Here is a 19,823-nt window from a genome sequence, read left to right on the forward strand (position 1 = left end):
AGACGAGGAAAGAACCCGTGAGCGACGTCCGTAACGTGATCATCATCGGCTCCGGGCCGGCCGGCTACACGGCTGCCCTGTACACCGCACGCGCTTCGCTCAAGCCCCTGGTCTTCGAAGGTGCCGTCACCGCGGGTGGCGCGCTGATGAACACCACCGAGGTGGAGAACTTCCCCGGCTTCCGCGACGGCATCATGGGTCCGGACCTCATGGACAACATGCGCGCGCAGGCCGAGCGTTTCGGTGCCGAGCTGGTCCCCGACGACATCGTGACCGTCGACCTCACGGGCGAGATCAAGACCGTCACCGACACCGCCGGCACGGTGCACCGCGCCAAGGCCGTCATCGTGACCACCGGCTCGCAGCACCGCAAGCTCGGCCTGCCGCGTGAGGACGCCCTCTCCGGCCGCGGTGTCTCCTGGTGCGCCACCTGCGACGGGTTCTTCTTCAAGGACCAGGACATCGCCGTGGTCGGCGGCGGCGACACCGCGATGGAGGAGGCCACCTTCCTCTCGCGCTTCGCCAAGTCCGTGACCATCGTGCACCGCCGTGACAGCCTGCGCGCCTCCAAGGCGATGCAGGACCGGGCCTTCGCCGACCCGAAGATCAAGTTCGCCTGGGACAGCGAGGTCGCCGAGATCCACGGCGAGTCCAAGCTCTCCGGTCTGACCCTGCGCAACACCAAGACCGGCGAGACCTCCGAGCTGGCCGTCACCGGCCTGTTCATCGCCGTCGGCCACGACCCGCGCACCGAGCTCTTCAAGGGCCAGCTGGAGCTCGACGAGGACGGCTACCTGAAGGTCGACGCCCCCTCCACCCGCACCAACCTCACCGGTGTCTTCGGCGCCGGCGACGTGGTGGACCACACCTACCGCCAGGCCATCACCGCCGCCGGTACCGGCTGCTCCGCCGCTCTCGACGCCGAGCGCTTCCTCGCCGCCCTCACGGACGCCGAGAAGTCCGCGGCCGCCGTCTGATCCTGAACCACCTCACCCCACACCCCGCAGTAAGAAGAAGGAGGCCGCTGTGGCCGGCACCCTGAAGAACGTGACCGACGCAGACTTCGCCGAGGTCGTGCTGAAGAGCAACAAGCCGGTCCTGGTGGACTTCTGGGCGGCCTGGTGCGGCCCCTGCCGCCAGATCGCCCCGTCGCTGGAGGCCATTGCCGCCGAGCACGGTGACAAGATCGAGATCGTCAAGCTCAACATCGACGAGAACCCGGAAACGGCCGCCAAGTACGGCGTCATGTCGATCCCGACGCTGAACGTCTACCAGGGCGGCGAGGTCGCCAAGACCATCGTCGGCGCCAAGCCCAAGGCCGCCATCCTGCGCGACCTGGACGACTTCATCCAGGGCTAGTCGGCAGGGGGCTGACGCCCCCGCGCAGAGGACGGGGCCGCACCGGCGAGGTGCGGCCCCGTCCCGCGTTTCCGGCCCGTCCACCAGAAGGGCCCGACCGCGGGAACGCCCTCACAGCGGGCGCAGCACCGGTTCCTTTCGGGCGGCGCCCAGCAGCCGGTCCAGCGCCAGCTCCACGTCTTCCTTCCAGGACAGCGTGGAACGCAGCTCCAGCCGCAGCCGCGGATGCGCGGGGTGCGGCCGCACCGTCTTGAAGCCCACCGCCAGCAGATGGTCGGCCGGCAGCAGACACCCCGGCCCCTCCCAGCGCGCGTCCCCGAAGGCCTCGATGGCCCGGAAGCCCCGGCGCAGCAGGTCCTTGGCCACCGTCTGGACCATCACCCGCCCCAGACCCTGCCCCTGGTACTCCGGGATGATCGCGCCCGTGATCAGCTGCACCGCGTCGGGGGACACCGGACTGGTGGGGAAGGCCGTGGACCTCGGCACGTAGGCGGGCGGCGCGTAGAGCACGAACCCGACCGGGACCTCGTCCACGTAGACCACACGGCCACAGGATCCCCACTCCAGGAGCACCGCGGAGATCCAGGCCTCCTTCTCCAGGTGCGGAGTGCCCGCCTTGACCGCGGCCTCACCGCTGACGGGATCCAGCTCCCAGAACACACAGGACCGGCAACCCCTGGGCAGGTCCTGAAGGTTGTCCAGCGTGAGCGGTACCAGCCGACGACCCATGGACGCATCGTATAAGGGCGAAGGGCGGGCCGCACCGGTCCACGACCGGCACGGCCCGCCCTTCCGCACTTCCGTGGGGGCGGCCCGGAGAACTACTCCCCCGTCTGCCCCTGCCCCTGCTCCAGCACCCGGCCCTCGCCCGGCGCCAGCGTGCCCAGGATCCGCTCCAGATCCTCCATCGACGCGAACTCGACGGTGATCTTGCCCTTCTTCTGGCCCAGGTCCACCTTCACCCGGGTCTCGAAGCGGTCCGAGAGCCGGGAGGCCAGCTCGTTCAGCGCCGGGGACACCCGGGCACCGGCCCGCGGCCCCTTCGGCTTCGGCTTGGTCGCCGTCTCCGGAGTCATCAGGGAGACGATCTCCTCGACCGACCGGACCGACAGGCCCTCGGCCACGATCCGCCTGGCCAGCTGTTCCTGCTCCTCCGGGTCCTTGACGGGCAGCAGCGCCCGCGCGTGCCCGGCCAGGAGCACGCCCGCCGCGACGCGGTTCTGCACCGTGGGCGCCAGGTTCAGGAGCCGCAGGGTGTTCGTCACCTGCGGGCGGGAACGCCCGATGCGGTCCGCCAGCTGGTCGTGGGTGCAGCCGAAGTCGCGGAGCAGCTGGTCGTAGGCCGCCGCCTCTTCCAGCGGGTTCAGCTGGGCCCGGTGGAGGTTCTCGAGCAGCGCGTCCAGCAGCAGCTTCTCGTCCTCGGTCGCCCGGATGATCGCCGGGATCCGCTCCAGGCCCGCCTCCCGGCAGGCCCGCCAGCGGCGCTCACCCATGATGAGCTCGTAGCGGTCCGGACCGGCCTGGCGCACCACCACGGGCTGCAGCAGACCGACCTCCTGGATCGAGGTCACCAGCTCGGCCAGCGCGTCCTCGTCGAACACGTCACGCGGCTGGCGGGGGTTCGGTGTGATGGAGTCCAGCGGGAGCTCCGCGAAGGACGCCCCGGCCACCGTGTTCACCGGCTCCGCTTCCCCCGGGACGACCCCATCGGCAGCCGGGAGAGGAACCTCGGCCTGCGCGAGAGAAGCCAGCTTCGCCGCCGCCACACCGCGCTCGGCCGGCAGCACCGGCACCGCGCTCGGGGAGACGGAGCCCGCCCCCACCACCGGCCCGTCCTGCTCCGGCGAAGCCGCGGGGATCAGTGCGGCGAGTCCCCGCCCCAGACCTCTACGTCGATCGCTCACTGGATCCCCTCCGCCGCGTTGTGCATGTGATTCGTGCCCCGGTACGCGATCTCCCGCGCCGCCTCCAGATAGGAGAGGGAACCACTGGACCCCGGATCGTACGTCAAAACCGTCTGCCCGTAACTCGGCGCCTCCGAGATGCGCACCGAGCGCGGGATGCTCGTGCGCAGCACCTCCTTGCCGAAGTGGCTGCGCACCTCCTCGGCGACCTGGGAGGCCAGCCGGGTCCGGCCGTCGTACATCGTCAGCAGGATCGTCGAGACGTGCAGGGCCGGGTTCAGGTGCGACCGCACCAGGTCGACGTTCCGCAGCAGCTGGCCCAGGCCCTCCAGCGCGTAGTACTCGCACTGGATCGGGATCAGCACCTCGGCCCCCGCCACCAGGGCGTTGACCGTGAGGAGGCCCAGCGAGGGCGGGCAGTCGATGAGGATGTAGTCGAGCGGCTGCTCGTAGGCCTGGATGGCCCGCTGCAGCCGGCTCTCCCGCGCCACCAGCGACACCAGCTCGATCTCCGCACCGGCCAGGTCGATCGTGGCGGGCGCGCAGAACAGCCCCTCCACGTCCGGCACCGGCTGGACGACCTCCAGCAGCGGCCGGCTCTCCACCAGCACCTCGTAGATGGACGGCACCTCGGCGTGGTGGTCGATGCCCAGCGCGGTGGACGCGTTGCCCTGGGGGTCGAGGTCGATGACCAGGACACGGGCGCCGTGCAGGGCCAGCGAGGCCGCCAGGTTCACGGTCGTGGTGGTCTTCCCCACGCCGCCCTTCTGGTTGGCGACCACGATGACCCGGGTCCGCTCCGGTCGGGGAAGCCCCGCACCGGCCCGTCCCAGTGCCTCCACCGCCAGCTGGGCGGCCCGCCCGATCGGGGTGTCGTTGTCCACCGGGGGCGGTGTGATCTCTCCGCCCGGCTGCGCCGGGGGGAGCCCCAGGGAAACATCGCCCGCCGACTCGGTGCGGGGGCCGGGGACCGGTTCGGCCATCGGCCCCGCAAGGTTGGCGTCTGACCGCACGGATTCACTCTCCTCGACATCAGCATCAGGCTCGCGCTGAACAGAGCCTGCCATGCCATCGGGGTCGCGAACCAGCGGGGCCGGTACTCCTGTGGATGAATCCACCGTTGTGGACATCCGGCTGAAGATCCCGTGCAACAGCGAGCGACGTTTCACGTGAAACACGATGCACGGGCAGGGTCCCCTGCCGGCCACGACACTCCGAAAGCCAGACCAACAGGGACCAGCCGGGCATTCAGCGCCGGCGTCGGGCCCGTCCCGTCCGCGCCGCCTTGGCCCGCTTCGCCGCGAACCGGACACCGCCGGGGCTCTCGCCGACCTCCACCCGGACCAGTGTGGAGAGCGGATCGACCACGCCCTCGCCGACGTGGAGCACCGAGGTCTTCACCACACCGAGCTTGGTCAGCGCCGCCTTGGCCGCCACCAGTTCCTCCTCCGCGGTGTCGCCCTTCAGCGCCAGCATCTCCCCGTACGGGCGGAGCAGCGGCACGCCCCAGGTCGCGAGCCGGTCCAGCGGAGCCACCGCCCGCGCGGTGACCACGTGCACCGGCTGCAGCTTGCCCAGCATCTCCTCGGCGCGACCGCGCACCACCGTCACATGGTCCAGCCCCAGCAGCTCGACCACTTCCTGGAGGAAGGTGGTCCGCCGCAGCAGCGGTTCCAGCAGCGTGATCTTCAGGTCGGGGCGGACCAGGGCCAGCGGGATACCCGGCAGGCCGGCTCCCGAGCCCACGTCACAGACGGTCACTCCCTGGGGGACCGCCTCGGCCAGCACCGCGCAGTTCAGCAGGTGCCGCTCCCACAGACGGGGCACCTCACGGGGCCCGATCAGGCCCCGCTTCACGCCCGCGTCCGCCAACAGCTCCGCGTACCGGACAGCCTCCGGGAAACGCTCACCGAACACCGCGCGCGCCTGTTCGGGCGCCGGGGGAAGCTCCGATGCTGCTTCCGTCACGAGAACCGTCCTTCCGTACCGCATTCTGAGTTATCAGGCTGACAAACTTCGGCCCCGTCTGCGACACAGACGGGGCCGAGGAACAATATGCAATCGATCAGGCGGGGAGCACGACGACGTAGCGCTGCGGCTCCTCGCCCTCGGACTCACTGCGCAGACCCGCGGCCGCCACGGCGTCGTGGACGACCTTCCGCTCGAACGGCGTCATCGGCGCGAGCTTGGCCGGCTCACCGGAGGCCTTGACCTCGGCGGCCGTCTTCGCACCGAGCGCCGCGAGCTGCTCGCGCTTCTTCGCCCGGAACCCGGCGATGTCCAGCATCAGGCGGCTGCGGTCCCCGGTCTCCCGGTGCACGGCGAGCCGGGTCAGCTCCTGGAGGGCCTCCAGGACCTCACCGTCACGGCCGACGAGCTTCTGCAGGTCCCGGCTGGACGAGTCGCTGACGATCGACACCGAGGCGCGATCGGCCTCGACGTCCATGTCGATGTCGCCATCCAGGTCGGCGATGTCCAGCAGACCCTCGAGGTAGTCGGCCGCGATCTCGCCCTCCTGCTCGAGGCGGGTGAGGGTGTCGCCGGCCTCGGCAGCGGCGGAGGTGGTGCCTTCCGTCACGGGGTGACTCCTTCTTACTTCTTGGACGAGGGCTTGCCGGGCGTCTGGCGCTGGGACTTCGACTGGCGCTTGGGCTGCTGCCGCTTGGCCGCACCACCGCTCGCCGCGTCCGCGTCCACCGTCGCCTCGACGCTCTTGATCACGGAGCCGTCCGCCTGCGCGGCCAGACCCTGCTTGGTGAGCGCCGCGATGAACTTGCGCTCGTTGTCGTTGCGGTCCGGGCCCTTGGCCACGATCGCGGCGACGATCTTCTTCTTGCCCCGGCTCTTGACCTCACCGTGCGAGATGACGTTCTTCAGCAGTCGCGTCAGGTACTGGTCCTGGGCCTTGCTGCCCGGCGTCGGGTTCTGGTTGATCACGTACATCTGCTGACCCATGGTCCAGACGTTGGTGGTCAGCCAGTAGACGAGGACGCCGACGGGGAAGTTGATGCCCATGACCGCGAAGATCACCGGGAAGATGTACATCAGCATCTTCTGCTGCTGCATGAACGGCGTCTTGACCGTGAGGTCGACGTTCTTCTGCATCAGCTGACGCTGGGTGTAGAACTGCGACAGCGACATCAGGATGATCATGACCGCGGTCACGATCCGGACATCCGTCAGCGAGGCACCCAGCGCGGCGACCTTCTCCGAGCTGTCCGTGAACTTGGCCGCGATCGGCGCGCCGAAGATCTGTGCCGAGCGGGCGCTGTCGACCAGCTGCTGGTCGAGGACGCCGATTTCCTTGCCGTTGGCGATGTTCGCCAGCACGTGGTAGAGGGCGAAGAAGAACGGCGACTGCGCCAGGATGGGGAGGCACGAGGAGAGCGGGTTGGTACCCGTCTCCTTGTACAGCTTCATCATCTCTTCGGACTGGCGCTGCTTGTCGTTCTTGTAGCGCTCCTGGATCGCCTTCATCTTCGGCTGGAGCGCCTGCATGCCGCGCGTCGCCTTGATCTGCTTCACGAACAGCGGGATCAGGCAGATACGGATGAGGATCACCAGGGACACGATGGACAGGCCCCAGGCCCACCCACTGTCCGCCCCGAAGAGCGCACCGTACAGCTTGTGGAACTGGACGATGATCCATGAGACGGGTGTGGTGATGAAACTGAACAGACCGGCGATCGTGTCCACTAATCAGGCTCCTTGAGCATTGCGAGGTCGACGCAACGCACTGCGCAGCTGCTCGTGCCAACGCGGGCGTTTACGAGGTGGGACATGGTCCACACCGCCGGGGGACCACGGATTGCACCGCAGGATCCGCCAGGCGGTCAGGGCCGTTCCCTTCACCGCACCATGCCGGTCGATGGCCGTGTACCCGTAGTGCGAACACGAGGGGTAGTAGCGGCACACCGGCCCGAGCAGCGGACTGATCGTCCACTGGTACAGCTTGATCAATGCGAGCAGCGGGTACTTCATCGAGCCACGCCTCCCAGCAGCCGCGCCACGGCGGCATCCAGGTCCCGGGCCAGTTCCTCGGCACCGGCGTCACCCGATCCGGGCAGCGCCCGTACCACCACCAGGCTACCGGCGGGCAGCGCGGACAGCCGATCGCGCATCAGGTGGCGCAGTCTGCGCTTGACCTTGTTGCGCACCACGGCACCGCCCACGGCCTTGCTGACGACGAAACCCGCACGCGTCGGGGAAGCATTCTCCCCCGGCTCGTGCGGGTCCGTTGCACCGCTGGTACGTAGGTGAACGACGAGGAGCGGGCGCCCTGCCCGGCGGCCTCGGCGTACCGCGTTCGCGAAGTCCTCGCGCCGCCTCAGCCGATGATCGGGAGACAGCACGACGTCATGACCTGTGTGATCAGGCGGACAGGGTGGCGCGGCCCTTGCCACGGCGGGCGGCGAGGATCGCGCGGCCGGCGCGGGTCCGCATCCGCAGGCGGAAACCGTGGGTCTTGGCGCGACGACGGTTGTTCGGCTGGAAGGTGCGCTTGCTCACTCGAGGGCTCCAGAGAATGAATCGGGCTGGCGGTACACCGCCTGGCTGTCACCGTTGGCTGTCACCGTGCGCCCACGAGGAACTTCGCGTGATCGCCCGAGTGGACACCGCTGAACGATCACACGGAGTGATCTGCGCCCATCGGTAGGCAGGCGGCAGCAGCCATCGACAACTCGACCTCGTTACGGTACGCGGGGCTACGCCATCCGGTCAAACCGAGCCGATGACGGCCATCCACGGGGCTCAGCTGTGCACAGCCTGTGGACAACGACTTGAACCCTACCCGTCACGCTGACTACCGTTGCCTGATCCCGGATTTTTTTGTCCCGACCGTCCCGAAGAACCACACATTCGTGGGACCTGTGAGAGAGCGTGCTCTGTGGCTGACGTACCTGCCGATCTTGCCGCAGTGTGGCCACGAGTGCTGGAGACGCTCCTCGGGGAAGGTCAGAGCGGCATCGAGCCCAAGGACAAGCAGTGGATCGAGCGCTGCCAGCCACTCGCGCTGGTCGCCGACACCGCTCTCCTCGCCGTGCCCAACGAATGGGGCAAGCGCGTCCTGGAGGGCCGCCTGGCCCCGCTCATCAGTGACACCCTGAGCCGGGAGTGCGGCCGCCCGATCCGGATCGCGATCACCGTCGACGACTCCGCCGGCGACTCCGCGCCGCCGGCCCCGCCGGTGAACCAGCAGCGCGAGCCGTACGGCGACCAGCGCGAGTCCTACGGCGACCAGCATCCCACCGCCCGGCCCGCCTACCCGGACTACCAGCAGCCGCGCCCCGAGCCCGGCGCCTGGCCCGGCTGGCAGCAGCCCCGCCTCGGCGGCTACCCCGAGCGCGACCCGTACGCCTCCCCGCAGCCCGGCTACCTCCAGCAGCCGGACAACGGGTACGAGCCGCCCTCCTACGAGCCCTCCCCGTACGAGCCGCCCCCGTACGACCAGGGCGGCTACGACCAGCAGCCACAGCTGCCGGCACCCGGCCGGACCGGCCCCGCGGCGCCCCCGGCCCCGTCCGGCGGGTCCTCGTCCGGACCGCTGGAGCCGACCGCCCGGCTGAACCCCAAGTACCTGTTCGACACCTTCGTCATCGGTGCCTCGAACCGCTTCGCGCACGCGGCCGCGGTCGCCGTCGCCGAGGCGCCGGCCAAGGCGTACAACCCGCTGTTCATCTACGGCGAGTCCGGCCTCGGCAAGACCCACCTGCTGCACGCCATCGGGCACTACGCGCGGAGCCTCTACCCCGGCACCCGGGTGCGCTACGTGAGCTCCGAGGAGTTCACCAACGAGTTCATCAACTCCATCCGCGACGGCAAGGGCGACGCGTTCCGCAAGCGCTACCGCGAGATGGACATCCTGCTGGTCGACGACATCCAGTTCCTGGCGAGCAAGGAGTCGACGCAGGAGGAGTTCTTCCACACCTTCAACACGCTCCACAACGCCAACAAGCAGATCGTGCTGTCCTCCGACCGGCCGCCCAAGCAGCTGGTGACCCTGGAGGACCGGCTGCGGAACCGCTTCGAGTGGGGCCTGATCACCGACGTCCAGCCGCCCGAGCTGGAGACCCGCATCGCGATCCTCCGCAAGAAGGCCGTCCAGGAGCAGCTCAACGCCCCGCCGGAGGTACTGGAGTTCATCGCCTCCCGGATCTCGCGGAACATCCGCGAGCTGGAGGGCGCGCTGATCCGGGTCACCGCCTTCGCGAGCCTGAACCGGCAGCCCGTGGACGTGGGGCTGACCGAGGACGTGCTGAAGAACCTGATCCCCGGCGGCGGCGAGGACACGGCGCCGGAGATCACCGCCACCGACATCATGGCGGCCACCGCCGACTACTTCGGCCTCAACGTGGAGGACCTGTGCGGTTCCTCGCGCAGCCGGGTGCTGGTGACGGCCCGGCAGATCGCCATGTACCTGTGCCGTGAGCTGACCGACCTGTCGCTGCCGAAGATCGGTGCCCAGTTCGGCGGCCGTGACCACACCACGGTCATGCACGCCGACCGCAAGATCCGCGCCCTGATGGCCGAGCGCCGGTCCATCTACAACCAGGTCACCGAGCTCACCAACCGCATCAAGAACGGCTGACGCGCAGGCTCTTCCACAGGGCTGTGCATCCGTCCCCAGGGGCGCCTCCGGATCCGTCCGGAGGCGCCCTTTCGGCGTATGCCGGACGGCTGTGGGCCATCCGCAGGGGCGTGAACGGTCCAAACAGGGGGCGCACTTACTCGACCGCGCGCCTCTCACCTGTTCGAATACGCCCCCTTGAAGCCAACTTATCCACAGATTCGGCGACTTTGTGCCGTCCACAGACTGGGGACTCCTGTGGTTGCCCACATCCTGTCCACAGGGGACCCTGCTGAAAGACCATCAGGCGAGGTCAGCGCCCTGTGGAATTGTGAACTTCCGTGATCCACAGGCTGTGGACGAACTCGTTGTCCACAGGACTGTCCCCGGGACTGTCCCCAGGCAATCCACAGCTTCGGGAGCTCTGTGCACAGGATCGCCCCTGCCGTCCACATCCTTGTCCACTGTTCGGCAACGGGAGCCCCCCTGTCACCGGGTCGAGTGAAAGGCGTCACACCGATGAGGACGTTTGGGCTGTGGAGTACTCGGGGAAAACTGGGGACACAGCTGTGGACCAGTGGGCCTCCTCTGTGGACGGCCTGTGCAGAACTTTCTGTTCTCCACAGATACCCCCGGTTGTCCACCGGCTCCACCCACAGGCCCGGTGGATAAAAAACAGTTGCTGACCTGCGAAAATCGAGTTATCCACCGTATCCACAGGCCCTACTACTACTCCCATAGACAGTTAGGCCGGATTCGGTTTTCAAGCAGGTCCTGTGCACAACTCGGTGATCGGCTCTCCCGACACCGCGCTCCCGATTTGACGGGCGGCAGCACCGACTGTCGGCGCCGTACGTCAGACTGGTCTCCGGCATCGAGCCGACGACGAAGGCCAGCAACAGCAGGAGGCGGTTTCCGGTGAAGATCCGGGTGGAGCGCGATGTACTCGCGGAGGCGGTGGCGTGGGCGGCCCGTAGCCTCCCGGCCCGGCCGCCGGTGCCCGTTCTCGCGGGCCTTCTGCTGAAGGCGGAGGACGGCACGCTCAGCCTCTCCGGGTTCGACTACGAGGTCTCGGCGCGCGTCTCCATCGAGGCGGACGTGGAGGAGGACGGCACGGTCCTGGTCTCCGGCCGGCTCCTCGCCGACATCTGCCGCGCCCTCCCCAACCGGCCGGTGGAGATTTCCACAGACGGTGTACGGGTGACCGTGGTCTGCGGCTCCTCCCGTTTCACCCTCCACACCCTGCCTGTGGAGGAGTACCCGGCGCTGCCGCAGATGCCCACCGCCACCGGCACCGTCCCGGGCGAGGTCTTCGCCGCCGCGGCCAAGCAGGTGGTCACCGCCGCCGGCCGTGACGACACCCTGCCCGTGCTCACCGGTGTGCGGATCGAGATCGAGGGCGACCGCGTCACCCTGGCCTCCACCGACCGCTACCGCTTCGCCGTCCGCGAGTTCCTGTGGAAGCCGGAGAACCCGGACGCCTCCGCCGTGGCCCTGGTGCCCGCCAAGACCCTGGCCGAGATCGCCAACTCGCTGGGCAGCGGTGACTCGGTCACCCTGGCGCTGTCCGGCTCCGGCGCGGGCGAGGGCCTGATCGGCTTCGAGGGCGCCGGCCGCCGCACCACCACCCGCCTGCTGGAGGGCGACCTCCCCAAGTACCGGACGCTCTTCCCGACCGAGTTCAACTCGGTCGCGGTGATCGAGACCGCCCCGTTCATCGAGGCCGTCAAGCGCGTCGCCCTGGTGGCCGAGCGGAACACGCCGGTCCGGCTGAGCTTCGAGCAGGGTGTACTGATCCTCGAGGCCGGTTCGTCCGACGATGCACAGGCTGTGGAAAGGGTCGACGCCCAGCTGGAGGGCGACGACATCTCGATCGCCTTCAACCCGACCTTCCTGCTGGAGGGCCTGAACGCGATCGGCTCCCCCGCAGCCCAGCTGTCCTTCACGACCTCGACCAAGCCGGCCCTGCTCAGCGGCCGCCCGGCGGTGGACGCCGAGGCGGACGAGTCGTACAAGTACCTGATCATGCCGGTGCGGCTGTCCGGCTGACCCCTGGGGATACCCCGGGCCCCCGGGCGGAGCCCGGGGGAAGGTGTGCGTCCGCGTCCGGGCGTAGGCTCGGACGCGGGTACGGATCCGCACACACTTAAGGAATCAACCTGATGGAGCTCGGTCTCGTCGGTCTCGGCAAGATGGGCGGCAACATGCGCGAGCGCATCCGCCGCGCAGGCCACACCGTCATCGGATACGACCGCAACCCGGACCTCGCCGATGTCCACAGCCTGGAAGAGCTTGTGGGCAAGCTGAAGGGTCCGCGGGTGGTCTGGGTGATGGTCCCCGCCGGAGCGGCCACCCAGTCCACCATCGACGAGCTGGCCGAGCTGCTGTCGCCCGGTGACATCGTGGTCGACGGCGGCAACTCCCGCTGGACCGACGACGAGAAGCACGCCGCCGAGCTGGCGGCCAAGGGCATCGGCTTCGTCGACTGCGGCGTCTCCGGCGGTGTCTGGGGCCTGGAGAACGGCTACGCCCTGATGTACGGCGGTGCCGAGGAGCACGTCGCCCGGGTGCAGCCGGTCTTCGACGCCCTCAAGCCCGAAGGCGACTTCGGCTCGGTGCACGCCGGCAAGGTCGGCGCCGGCCACTTCGCGAAGATGGTCCACAACGGCATCGAGTACGCCATGATGCAGGCCTACGCCGAGGGCTGGGAGCTGCTCGAGAAGGTGGACTCGGTCACCGACGTCCGCGAGGTGTTCCGCTCCTGGCAGCAGGGCACGGTGATCCGCTCCTGGCTGCTGGACCTGGCGGTCAACGCGCTGGACGAGGACGAGCACCTCGACGGGCTCAAGGGCTTCGCACAGGACTCCGGCGAGGGCCGCTGGACGGTGGAGGCCGCGATCGACAACGCGGTCCCGCTGCCCGCGATCACCGCCTCCCTCTTCGCACGGTTCGCCTCCCGTCAGGAGGACTCCCCGCAGATGAAGATGATCGCGGCGCTGCGCAACCAGTTCGGCGGCCACGCGGTCGAGAAGAAGTAACGACTCAGCAGTACCCGCAACACCAGCAACATCTGCACCGCCTGCAGTACCAGAGGTAGCCGGGGGAGGTCGGCGTCGCCATGCATGTCTCGCACCTGTCGCTGGCCGACTTCCGCTCGTACGCCCGGGCCGAGGTCCCCCTCGACCCGGGCGTCACCGCTTTCGTGGGCCCCAACGGCCAGGGCAAGACGAACCTGGTCGAGGCGATCGGCTATCTGGCGACCCTCGGCAGCCACCGGGTCGCCTCGGACGCCCCGCTGGTCCGGATGGGCGCCGACCGGGCCGTGATCCGGGCCGCCGTGCGCCAGGGCGACCGGCAGCAGCTGGTCGAGCTGGAGCTCAACCCCGGCCGCGCGAACCGGGCCCGCATCAACCGGTCCTCGCAGGTCAGGCCCCGGGACGTGCTGGGGATCGTACGGACGGTGCTGTTCGCCCCCGAGGACCTGGCGCTGGTGAAGGGCGACCCGGGGGAGCGGCGGCGGTTCCTGGACGAGCTGATCACCGCCCGGTCGCCCCGGATGGCCGGGGTCCGGTCCGACTACGAGCGGGTGCTCAAGCAGCGGAACACCCTGCTGAAGTCCGCGGCGATGGCGCGCCGGCACGGCGGCCGGTCCATGGACCTGTCCACCCTCGACGTGTGGGACCAGCACCTGGCGCGGGCCGGGGCGGAGCTGCTCGCCCAGCGGATGGACCTGATCGGCATCCTGCGCCCGCTCGCGGACAAGGCGTACGAGCAGCTGGCGCCCGGCGGCGGCCCGCTGGGCCTGGCCTACCGGAGCTCGGCGGGCGAGGACCTGGACCTCGCTGTCCACAGCACCCGTGAGCAGCTGTGCACGGTGCTGCTGGAGGCGCTCGGCTCGGCCCGGAAGCAGGAGATCGAGCGGGGCGTCACCCTGGTCGGCCCGCACCGCGACGAGCTGGTGCTCAAGCTGGGCGACCTGCCGGCCAAGGGGTACGCCAGTCACGGCGAGTCCTGGTCGTACGCCCTCGCGCTCCGGCTGGCCTCCTACGAACTGCTGCGGTCGGAGGGCAGCGAGCCGGTGCTGATCCTGGACGACGTCTTCGCCGAGCTGGACGCCCGCCGGCGGGAGCGGCTGGCGGAGCTGGTGGCCGGCGGCGAGCAGGTGCTGGTCACCGCGGCGGTGGACGACGACGTTCCGGACGTGCTGGTGGGCACCCGGTTCGCGGTGTCCGGCGGAGAGGTGACCCGGTTGTGAACGGACCCGGCAACGACAGGGGCACCGGCAGGGGCAACGGCACCGGCGGAGGCTCCGCACACGAGCCGGACGTGCCGCGGCGGAACCCCGAACCCTCCGGTGTGGACCTGGCCCGCCAGGCCCTGGCGGCCGCCCGGGAGCAGGCGCGGGCCCGCGGCCAGGGCCCGGGCGGGAAGAAGCACCAGGGCCAGCCGCGGCTGAGGTCCGGCGCCCGTGCCGACGGCCGGGACCCGATGCCGCTGATGGCCGCGCTGGACCGGCTGCGGACCGAGCGCGGCTGGGAGATGCCGATCGCGGTGGCCGGGGTGATGGAGCGCTGGGCCGAGATCGTCGGCCCGGAGATCGCCGCGCACTGCGAGCCGGAGAAGTACGAGGACCGCGAGCTGACCGTGCGCTGCGACTCCTCGGCCTGGGCGGCACAGCTGAAGCTGCTGGCCCCGCAGCTGGTGGCCAAGCTGAACAAGGAGCTCGGGCAGGGCACCGTACGCCTGATCCAGGTGCAGGGACCGGGGGGCCGGCCGCGCCGCTACGGGCCGCTGCGGGCACCGGGCAGCTCGGGCACCGGCCCCGACTGGGACTAGGGGGTGTCTCGCCGATCACGCCGGGCTCGGGGCGTCCGGCCTGATCGACAAGACGCCCCCTAGGGCCTGTCCGGCCGGGTGGCCGCTGCCCCCAAGGCCTCCGGCGTCTCTCTCCCGGGTTTCCGGCCCGTTCCGCGGCGGGTTTCCGGCCCCTTCCGGCAGGGGTTCCGGCCGCTCCCCCGACGGTCCCGGGCACCGTCGGGTTCCGGCCACGCGGGTGGCGTCCCTCACGGTAGCCGGAGGTTGACAGGCCGAAGCTCTGAACGCCCGCGTGAGCCACTTTGAGCCCCGGTCTGAATATGGGGAGTCGGGCGAGGGAGGTTCAGGGCGGCACATGCGGACTCAGGTACCGGCAAACCCCCATCAGTGTCAGCGCTACCGGTAGACTGGTGGTAAGAAGGCGCTCCCGTCCGCGGGATCCCGCCGACCGACCGCTGACAACGCAGATCGACGCAGCCGCTCCTGCTTGCATGCCTGCTGGCCCGGAGAACGGCCTGTGCTGTGCCAGAAAGGGCGCTTCGTGGCCGATTCCGGCAACTCCAACGAGAACAATCAGTACACCGGCAGCAACATCCAGGTCCTCGAGGGCCTGGACGCAGTGCGCAAGCGGCCCGGTATGTACATCGGCTCGACCGGCGAGCGCGGCCTGCACCACCTCGTCTACGAGGTCGTCGACAACTCCGTCGACGAGGCGCTGGCCGGGCACGCGGACACCATCGACGTGACCATCCTGGCCGACGGCGGTGTGCGCGTGGTCGACAACGGGCGAGGCATCCCGGTCGACATCGTCCCCTCCGAGGGCAAGCCGGCGCTGGAGGTCGTCCTGACGGTGCTGCACGCGGGCGGCAAGTTCGGCGGCGGCGGCTACGCCGTCTCCGGCGGTCTGCACGGCGTCGGCGTCTCCGTGGTGAACGCCCTGTCGACGAAGGTCTCGGTCGAGGTCCGGCGCGACGGCCACCGCTGGAGCCAGGACTACAAGGTGGGTGCTCCCACCGCCCCGCTGGCCAAGAACGAGGAGACCGACGAGCACGGCACCTCGGTGACCTTCTGGGCCGACGGCGACATCTTCGAGACCACCGAGTACTCCTTCGAGACGCTGTCCCGGCGCTTCCAGGAGATGGCCTTCCTGAACAAGGGCCTGACCATCTCGCTGACCGACGAGCGCGAGTCGGCGAAGGCCACGGCGGGCGCCGACGACCCGGAGTCCGACACCTCCGAGCCCGTCGCGCGCACCGTCCGGTACCACTACGAGGGCGGCATCGTCGACTTCGTGAAGTACCTCAACTCGCGCAAGGGTGAGCTGATCCACCCGACCGTCATCGACGTCGAGGCCGAGGACAAGGAGCGGATGCTCTCGGTCGAGATCGCGATGCAGTGGAACTCGCAGTACAGCGAGGGCGTGTACTCCTTCGCCAACACGATCCACACGCACGAGGGCGGCACCCACGAGGAGGGCTTCCGCGCCGCGCTGACCTCCCTGGTCAACCGGTACGCGCGCGACAAGAAGCTGCTGCGCGAGAAGGACGACAACCTCACCGGTGACGACATCCGCGAGGGTCTGACCGCGATCATCTCGGTCAAGCTCGGCGAGCCGCAGTTCGAGGGCCAGACCAAGACCAAGCTGGGCAACACGGAGGCGAAGACCTTCGTCCAGAAGGTGGCCCACGAGCACCTGTCCGACTGGTTCGACCGGAACCCGAACGAGGCGGCGGACATCGTCCGCAAGGCCATCCAGGCCGCCACGGCCCGCGTCGCGGCCCGCAAGGCCCGCGACCTGACCCGCCGCAAGGGTCTGCTGGAGAGCGCCTCGCTGCCCGGCAAGCTCTCGGACTGCCAGTCCAACGACCCGACCAAGTGCGAGATCTTCATCGTCGAGGGTGACTCCGCCGGCGGCAGCGCGAAGTCCGGCCGGAACCCGATGTACCAGGCGATCCTGCCGATCCGCGGCAAGATCCTGAACGTCGAGAAGGCGCGGATCGACAAGATCCTGCAGAACACCGAGATCCAGGCGCTGATCTCCGCCTTCGGCACCGGTGTGCACGAGGACTTCGACATCGAGAAGCTCCGCTATCACAAGATCATCCTGATGGCGGACGCCGACGTCGACGGCCAGCACATCAACACCCTGCTGCTGACCTTCCTGTTCCGCTTCATGCGGCCGCTGGTCGAGGCCGGCCACGTCTATCTCTCCCGCCCCCCGCTGTACAAGATCAAGTGGGGCCGTGACGACTTCGAGTACGCGTACTCGGACCGCGAGCGCGACGCCCTGGTCGAACTCGGCAAGCAGAACGGCAAGCGCATCAAGGAAGACTCGATCCAGCGCTTCAAGGGTCTGGGCGAGATGAACGCCGAGGAGCTGCGCGTCACCACCATGGACGTCGACCACCGCGTGCTCGGTCAGGTCACCCTGGACGACGCGGCCCAGGCCGACGACCTGTTCTCGGTGCTGATGGGTGAGGACGTCGAGGCCCGGCGCTCCTTCATCCAGCGCAACGCCAAGGACGTCCGCTTCCTCGACATCTGAGTCGGCCGCCTAGAGCCGCCTGAAAGGATCTGAAGACCAGCAATGGCCGACGAAACCACTCCCACCACCGAAGCCGCCGAGGAAGAACCGCAGATGCGCATCGAGCCCGTCGGGCTCGAGACGGAGATGCAGCGCTCGTACCTCGACTACGCGATGTCCGTCATCGTGTCCCGCGCGCTGCCCGACGTACGCGACGGCCTCAAGCCGGTGCACCGGCGCGTGCTGTACGCGATGTACGACGGCGGGTACCGGCCCGAGAAGGGCTTCTACAAGTGCGCCCGCGTCGTCGGTGACGTCATGGGTACGTACCACCCGCACGGCGACTCCTCGATCTACGACGCCCTGGTGCGCCTCGCCCAGCCGTGGTCGATGCGCATGCCGCTGGTGGACTCCAACGGCAACTTCGGCTCTCCGGGCAACGACCCGGCGGCCGCCATGCGCTACACCGAGTGCAAGATGGCGCCGCTGTCGATGGAGATGGTCCGGGACATCGACGAGGAGACCGTCGACTTCACGGACAACTACGACGGCCGCAACCAGGAGCCGACGGTCCTGCCGGCGCGTTTCCCGAACCTCCTGGTGAACGGCTCCGCCGGCATCGCGGTCGGCATGGCCACCAACATCCCGCCGCACAACCTGCGCGAGGTCGCCGAAGGCGCCCAGTGGTACCTGGCCAACCCGGACGCGTCCCACGAGGACCTGCTCGACGCGCTCGTCGAGCGGATCAAGGGCCCGGACTTCCCGACCGGCGCCCTCGTGGTGGGGCGCAAGGGGATCGAAGAGGCCTACCGGACCGGCCGCGGCTCGATCACCATGCGCGCCGTGGTCGAGGTCGAGGAGATCCAGAACCGCCAGTGCCTGGTGGTCACCGAGCTCCCGTACCAGACGAACCCGGACAACCTCGCGCAGAAGATCGCCGACCTGGTGAAGGACGGCCGGATCGGCGGCATCGCCGACGTCCGCGACGAGACCTCCTCCCGGACCGGCCAGCGCCTGGTGATCGTGCTCAAGCGCGACGCGGTCGCCAAGGTGGTGCTCAACAACCTCTACAAGCACACCGACCTGCAGACCAACTTCGGCGCCAACATGCTGGCCCTGGTCGACGGGGTGCCGCGCACGCTCTCGCTGGACGCGTTCATCCGCCACTGGGTGCACCACCAGATCGAGGTCATCGTCCGCCGGACGAAGTTCCGCCTGCGCAAGGCGGAGGAGCGGGCCCACATCCTGCGCGGTCTGCTGAAGGCGCTGGACGCGATCGACGAGGTCATCGCGCTGATCCGGCGCAGCGAGACCGTCGAGGTGGCCCGTGAGGGCCTGATGGGCCTGCTGCAGATCGACGAGATCCAGGCCAACGCGATCCTGGAGATGCAGCTCCGCCGGCTCGCCGCCCTGGAGCGGCAGAAGATCGTCGCCGAGCACGACGAGCTGCAGGCGAAGATCAACGAGTACAACGCGATCCTGGCCTCCCCGGAGAAGCAGCGCGCGATCGTCAGCGAGGAGCTGGCGGCGATCGTCGAGAAGTTCGGCGACGACCGGCGCTCCAAGCTGGTGCCCTTCGACGGCGACATGTCCATGGAGGACCTGATCGCCGAAGAGGACATCGTCGTCACCATCACCCGCGGCGGCTACGTCAAGCGGACCAAGACCGACGACTACCGCTCGCAGCGGCGCGGCGGCAAGGGCGTGCGCGGTACGAAGCTGAAGGAAGACGACATCGTCGACCACTTCTTCGTCTCCACCACGCACCACTGGCTGCTCTTCTTCACCAACAAGGGCCGGGTGTACCGGGCCAAGGCGTACGAGCTGCCGGACGCCGGGCGCGACGCCCGCGGCCAGCACGTGGCCAACCTCCTGGCCTTCCAGCCGGACGAGCAGATCGCGCAGATCCTGGCGATCCGCGACTACGAGGCGGCCCCGTACCTGATCCTGGCCACCAAGGCCGGCCTGGTGAAGAAGACGCCGCTGAAGGACTACGACTCGCCCCGTTCGGGTGGTGTCATCGCCATCAACCTGCGGGACACCGGCGCCGAAGGCGTCGCCGACGAGCTGATCGGCGCGGAGCTGGTCTCGGCCGAGGACGACCTTCTGCTGATCAGCAAGAAGGCGCAGTCCATCCGGTTCACCGCGACGGACGACGCACTGCGCCCGATGGGCCGTGCCACCTCCGGCGTGAAGGGCATGAGTTTCCGCGAGGGCGACGAACTGCTCTCCATGAGCGTGGTCCGACCCGGTACGTTCGTCTTCACCGCGACCGACGGCGGCTACGCCAAGCGGACGCCGGTCGACGAGTACCGCGTCCAGGGCCGCGGCGGTCTGGGCATCAAGGCCGCCAAGATCGTGGAGGACCGCGGATCGCTCGTCGGCGCGCTCGTGGTGGACGAAACCGACGAAATCCTTGCGATCACCCTCGGCGGAGGTGTGATTCGTACGCGCGTCAATGAAGTCAGGGAGACCGGCCGTGACACCATGGGCGTCCAGCTGATCAACCTGGGCAAGCGCGATGCCGTCGTCGGTATCGCACGCAATGCCGAGGCAGGTCAGGAGGCCGAGGAGGGCGATGAGCCCGAGGCGGTCGAGGGACAGGCCACCGAGGCCGCCGAGGGCACGGAGCCCTCGGCCGGGGAGCAGTAGG

18 protein-coding genes are annotated in these 19,823 nt (G+C 69.1%); 9 read left to right on the plus strand and 9 right to left on the minus strand.

Annotated elements, in window-relative coordinates; translation table 11 throughout:
• Positions 1-17 precede the first annotated feature (17 nt).
• Together trxB and trxA are read left to right on the plus strand one after the other, a co-directional pair.
• Positions 18-977, plus strand: coding sequence for a thioredoxin-disulfide reductase (gene trxB, locus ACGFQ9_RS07825; RefSeq protein WP_393572290.1), 960 nt, complete (start codon positions 18-20; stop codon positions 975-977).
• Positions 978-1,026: 49 nt separating this feature from the next.
• Complete coding sequence (trxA, locus tag ACGFQ9_RS07830) at positions 1,027-1,359, plus strand: thioredoxin (RefSeq protein ID WP_393572292.1); 333 nt, start codon at positions 1,027-1,029, stop codon at positions 1,357-1,359.
• Between the two features lie 111 nt (positions 1,360-1,470).
• Here the strand turns inward: trxA and ACGFQ9_RS07835 are convergent, their stop codons facing one another.
• From ACGFQ9_RS07835 to rpmH, 9 genes are all read right to left on the minus strand, one after another.
• Entirely contained in the window at positions 1,471-2,088 is a 618-nt protein-coding gene (locus tag ACGFQ9_RS07835; protein ID WP_393572294.1) for a GNAT family N-acetyltransferase, read from the minus strand.
• Positions 2,089-2,180: 92 nt separating this feature from the next.
• Positions 2,181-3,263: a ParB/RepB/Spo0J family partition protein gene (locus tag ACGFQ9_RS07840; RefSeq protein ID WP_393572296.1), complete on the minus strand. Its 1,083-nt coding sequence runs from the start codon at positions 3,261-3,263 to the stop codon at positions 2,181-2,183.
• Positions 3,260-4,330: a ParA family protein gene (locus tag ACGFQ9_RS07845; RefSeq protein ID WP_393572298.1), complete on the minus strand. Its 1,071-nt coding sequence runs from the start codon at positions 4,328-4,330 to the stop codon at positions 3,260-3,262. The genes ACGFQ9_RS07840 and ACGFQ9_RS07845 overlap by 4 nt, the downstream gene beginning before the upstream one ends.
• Positions 4,331-4,511: 181 nt before the next feature.
• On the minus strand, positions 4,512-5,231 hold the full coding sequence (rsmG, locus tag ACGFQ9_RS07850; RefSeq protein WP_393572299.1) for a 16S rRNA (guanine(527)-N(7))-methyltransferase RsmG: 720 nt from the start codon (positions 5,229-5,231) through the stop codon (positions 4,512-4,514).
• 97 nt (positions 5,232-5,328) lie between these two features.
• Positions 5,329-5,841 carry a protein jag gene (locus ACGFQ9_RS07855; RefSeq protein ID WP_393572301.1) on the minus strand — a complete coding sequence of 171 codons (513 nt, stop codon included), beginning with the start codon at positions 5,839-5,841 and terminating at the stop codon, positions 5,329-5,331.
• Between the two features lie 14 nt (positions 5,842-5,855).
• On the minus strand, positions 5,856-6,959 hold the full coding sequence (gene yidC / locus ACGFQ9_RS07860) for a membrane protein insertase YidC (protein WP_393572303.1): 1,104 nt from the start codon (positions 6,957-6,959) through the stop codon (positions 5,856-5,858).
• 3 nt (positions 6,960-6,962) lie between these two features.
• Complete coding sequence (gene yidD, locus ACGFQ9_RS07865; RefSeq protein WP_150208749.1) at positions 6,963-7,244, minus strand: membrane protein insertion efficiency factor YidD; 282 nt, start codon at positions 7,242-7,244, stop codon at positions 6,963-6,965.
• Positions 7,241-7,615, minus strand: a complete 375-nt coding sequence (rnpA, locus tag ACGFQ9_RS07870; protein ID WP_393572305.1) for a ribonuclease P protein component — start codon at positions 7,613-7,615, stop codon at positions 7,241-7,243. Before rnpA ends, yidD begins: the two co-directional genes overlap by 4 nt.
• A gap of 19 nt (positions 7,616-7,634) precedes the next feature.
• Positions 7,635-7,772 (minus strand): 50S ribosomal protein L34, encoded by a 138-nt coding sequence (rpmH, locus tag ACGFQ9_RS07875; protein WP_351310997.1) that lies wholly within the window; start codon positions 7,770-7,772, stop codon positions 7,635-7,637.
• 379 nt (positions 7,773-8,151) lie between these two features.
• On the opposite strand from rpmH, the gene dnaA reads away from it, so the two are divergent.
• From dnaA to gyrA, 7 genes are all read left to right on the plus strand, one after another.
• Positions 8,152-9,852 carry a chromosomal replication initiator protein DnaA gene (gene dnaA / locus ACGFQ9_RS07880; RefSeq protein WP_393572308.1) on the plus strand — a complete coding sequence of 567 codons (1,701 nt, stop codon included), beginning with the start codon at positions 8,152-8,154 and terminating at the stop codon, positions 9,850-9,852.
• 897 nt (positions 9,853-10,749) lie between these two features.
• Complete coding sequence (gene dnaN, locus ACGFQ9_RS07885) at positions 10,750-11,880, plus strand: DNA polymerase III subunit beta (protein WP_393572310.1); 1,131 nt, start codon at positions 10,750-10,752, stop codon at positions 11,878-11,880.
• A 113-nt stretch (positions 11,881-11,993) separates the two neighbouring features.
• Positions 11,994-12,869, plus strand: coding sequence for a phosphogluconate dehydrogenase (NAD(+)-dependent, decarboxylating) (gene gnd, locus ACGFQ9_RS07890; RefSeq protein ID WP_393572312.1), 876 nt, complete (start codon positions 11,994-11,996; stop codon positions 12,867-12,869).
• 80 nt (positions 12,870-12,949) lie between these two features.
• Positions 12,950-14,086 (plus strand): DNA replication/repair protein RecF, encoded by a 1,137-nt coding sequence (gene recF / locus ACGFQ9_RS07895; RefSeq protein ID WP_393572314.1) that lies wholly within the window; start codon positions 12,950-12,952, stop codon positions 14,084-14,086.
• Between the two features lie 71 nt (positions 14,087-14,157).
• On the plus strand, positions 14,158-14,667 hold the full coding sequence (locus ACGFQ9_RS07900) for a DUF721 domain-containing protein (RefSeq protein WP_393572996.1): 510 nt from the start codon (positions 14,158-14,160) through the stop codon (positions 14,665-14,667).
• A 496-nt stretch (positions 14,668-15,163) separates the two neighbouring features.
• Positions 15,164-17,191, plus strand: coding sequence for a DNA topoisomerase (ATP-hydrolyzing) subunit B (gene gyrB, locus ACGFQ9_RS07905; RefSeq protein WP_393572315.1), 2,028 nt, complete (start codon positions 15,164-15,166; stop codon positions 17,189-17,191).
• Positions 17,192-17,233: 42 nt separating this feature from the next.
• Positions 17,234-19,822 carry a DNA gyrase subunit A gene (gyrA, locus tag ACGFQ9_RS07910; RefSeq protein WP_393572317.1) on the plus strand — a complete coding sequence of 863 codons (2,589 nt, stop codon included), beginning with the start codon at positions 17,234-17,236 and terminating at the stop codon, positions 19,820-19,822.
• The last annotated feature ends 1 nt before the right edge of the window (position 19,823 follow it).

The organism is Streptomyces sp. NPDC048603 (assembly GCF_043199475.1).
Lineage (GTDB): Bacteria > Actinomycetota > Actinomycetes > Streptomycetales > Streptomycetaceae > Streptomyces.

Excerpts from the sequence above, each read along its gene's own strand:
- ACGFQ9_RS07835 (WP_393572294.1), bottom strand. The coding sequence starts at position 2,088 with ATGGGTCGTCGGCTGGTACCGCTCACGCTGGACAACCTTCAGGACCTG.
- ACGFQ9_RS07845 (WP_393572298.1), bottom strand. The coding sequence starts at position 4,330 with ATGGCAGGCTCTGTTCAGCGCGAGCCTGATGCTGATGTCGAGGAGAGT.
- yidD (WP_150208749.1), bottom strand. The coding sequence starts at position 7,244 with ATGAAGTACCCGCTGCTCGCATTGATCAAGCTGTACCAGTGGACGATC.
- gnd (WP_393572312.1), top strand. The coding sequence starts at position 11,994 with ATGGAGCTCGGTCTCGTCGGTCTCGGCAAGATGGGCGGCAACATGCGC.
- recF (WP_393572314.1), top strand. The coding sequence starts at position 12,950 with ATGCATGTCTCGCACCTGTCGCTGGCCGACTTCCGCTCGTACGCCCGG.
- gyrA (WP_393572317.1), top strand. The coding sequence starts at position 17,234 with ATGGCCGACGAAACCACTCCCACCACCGAAGCCGCCGAGGAAGAACCG.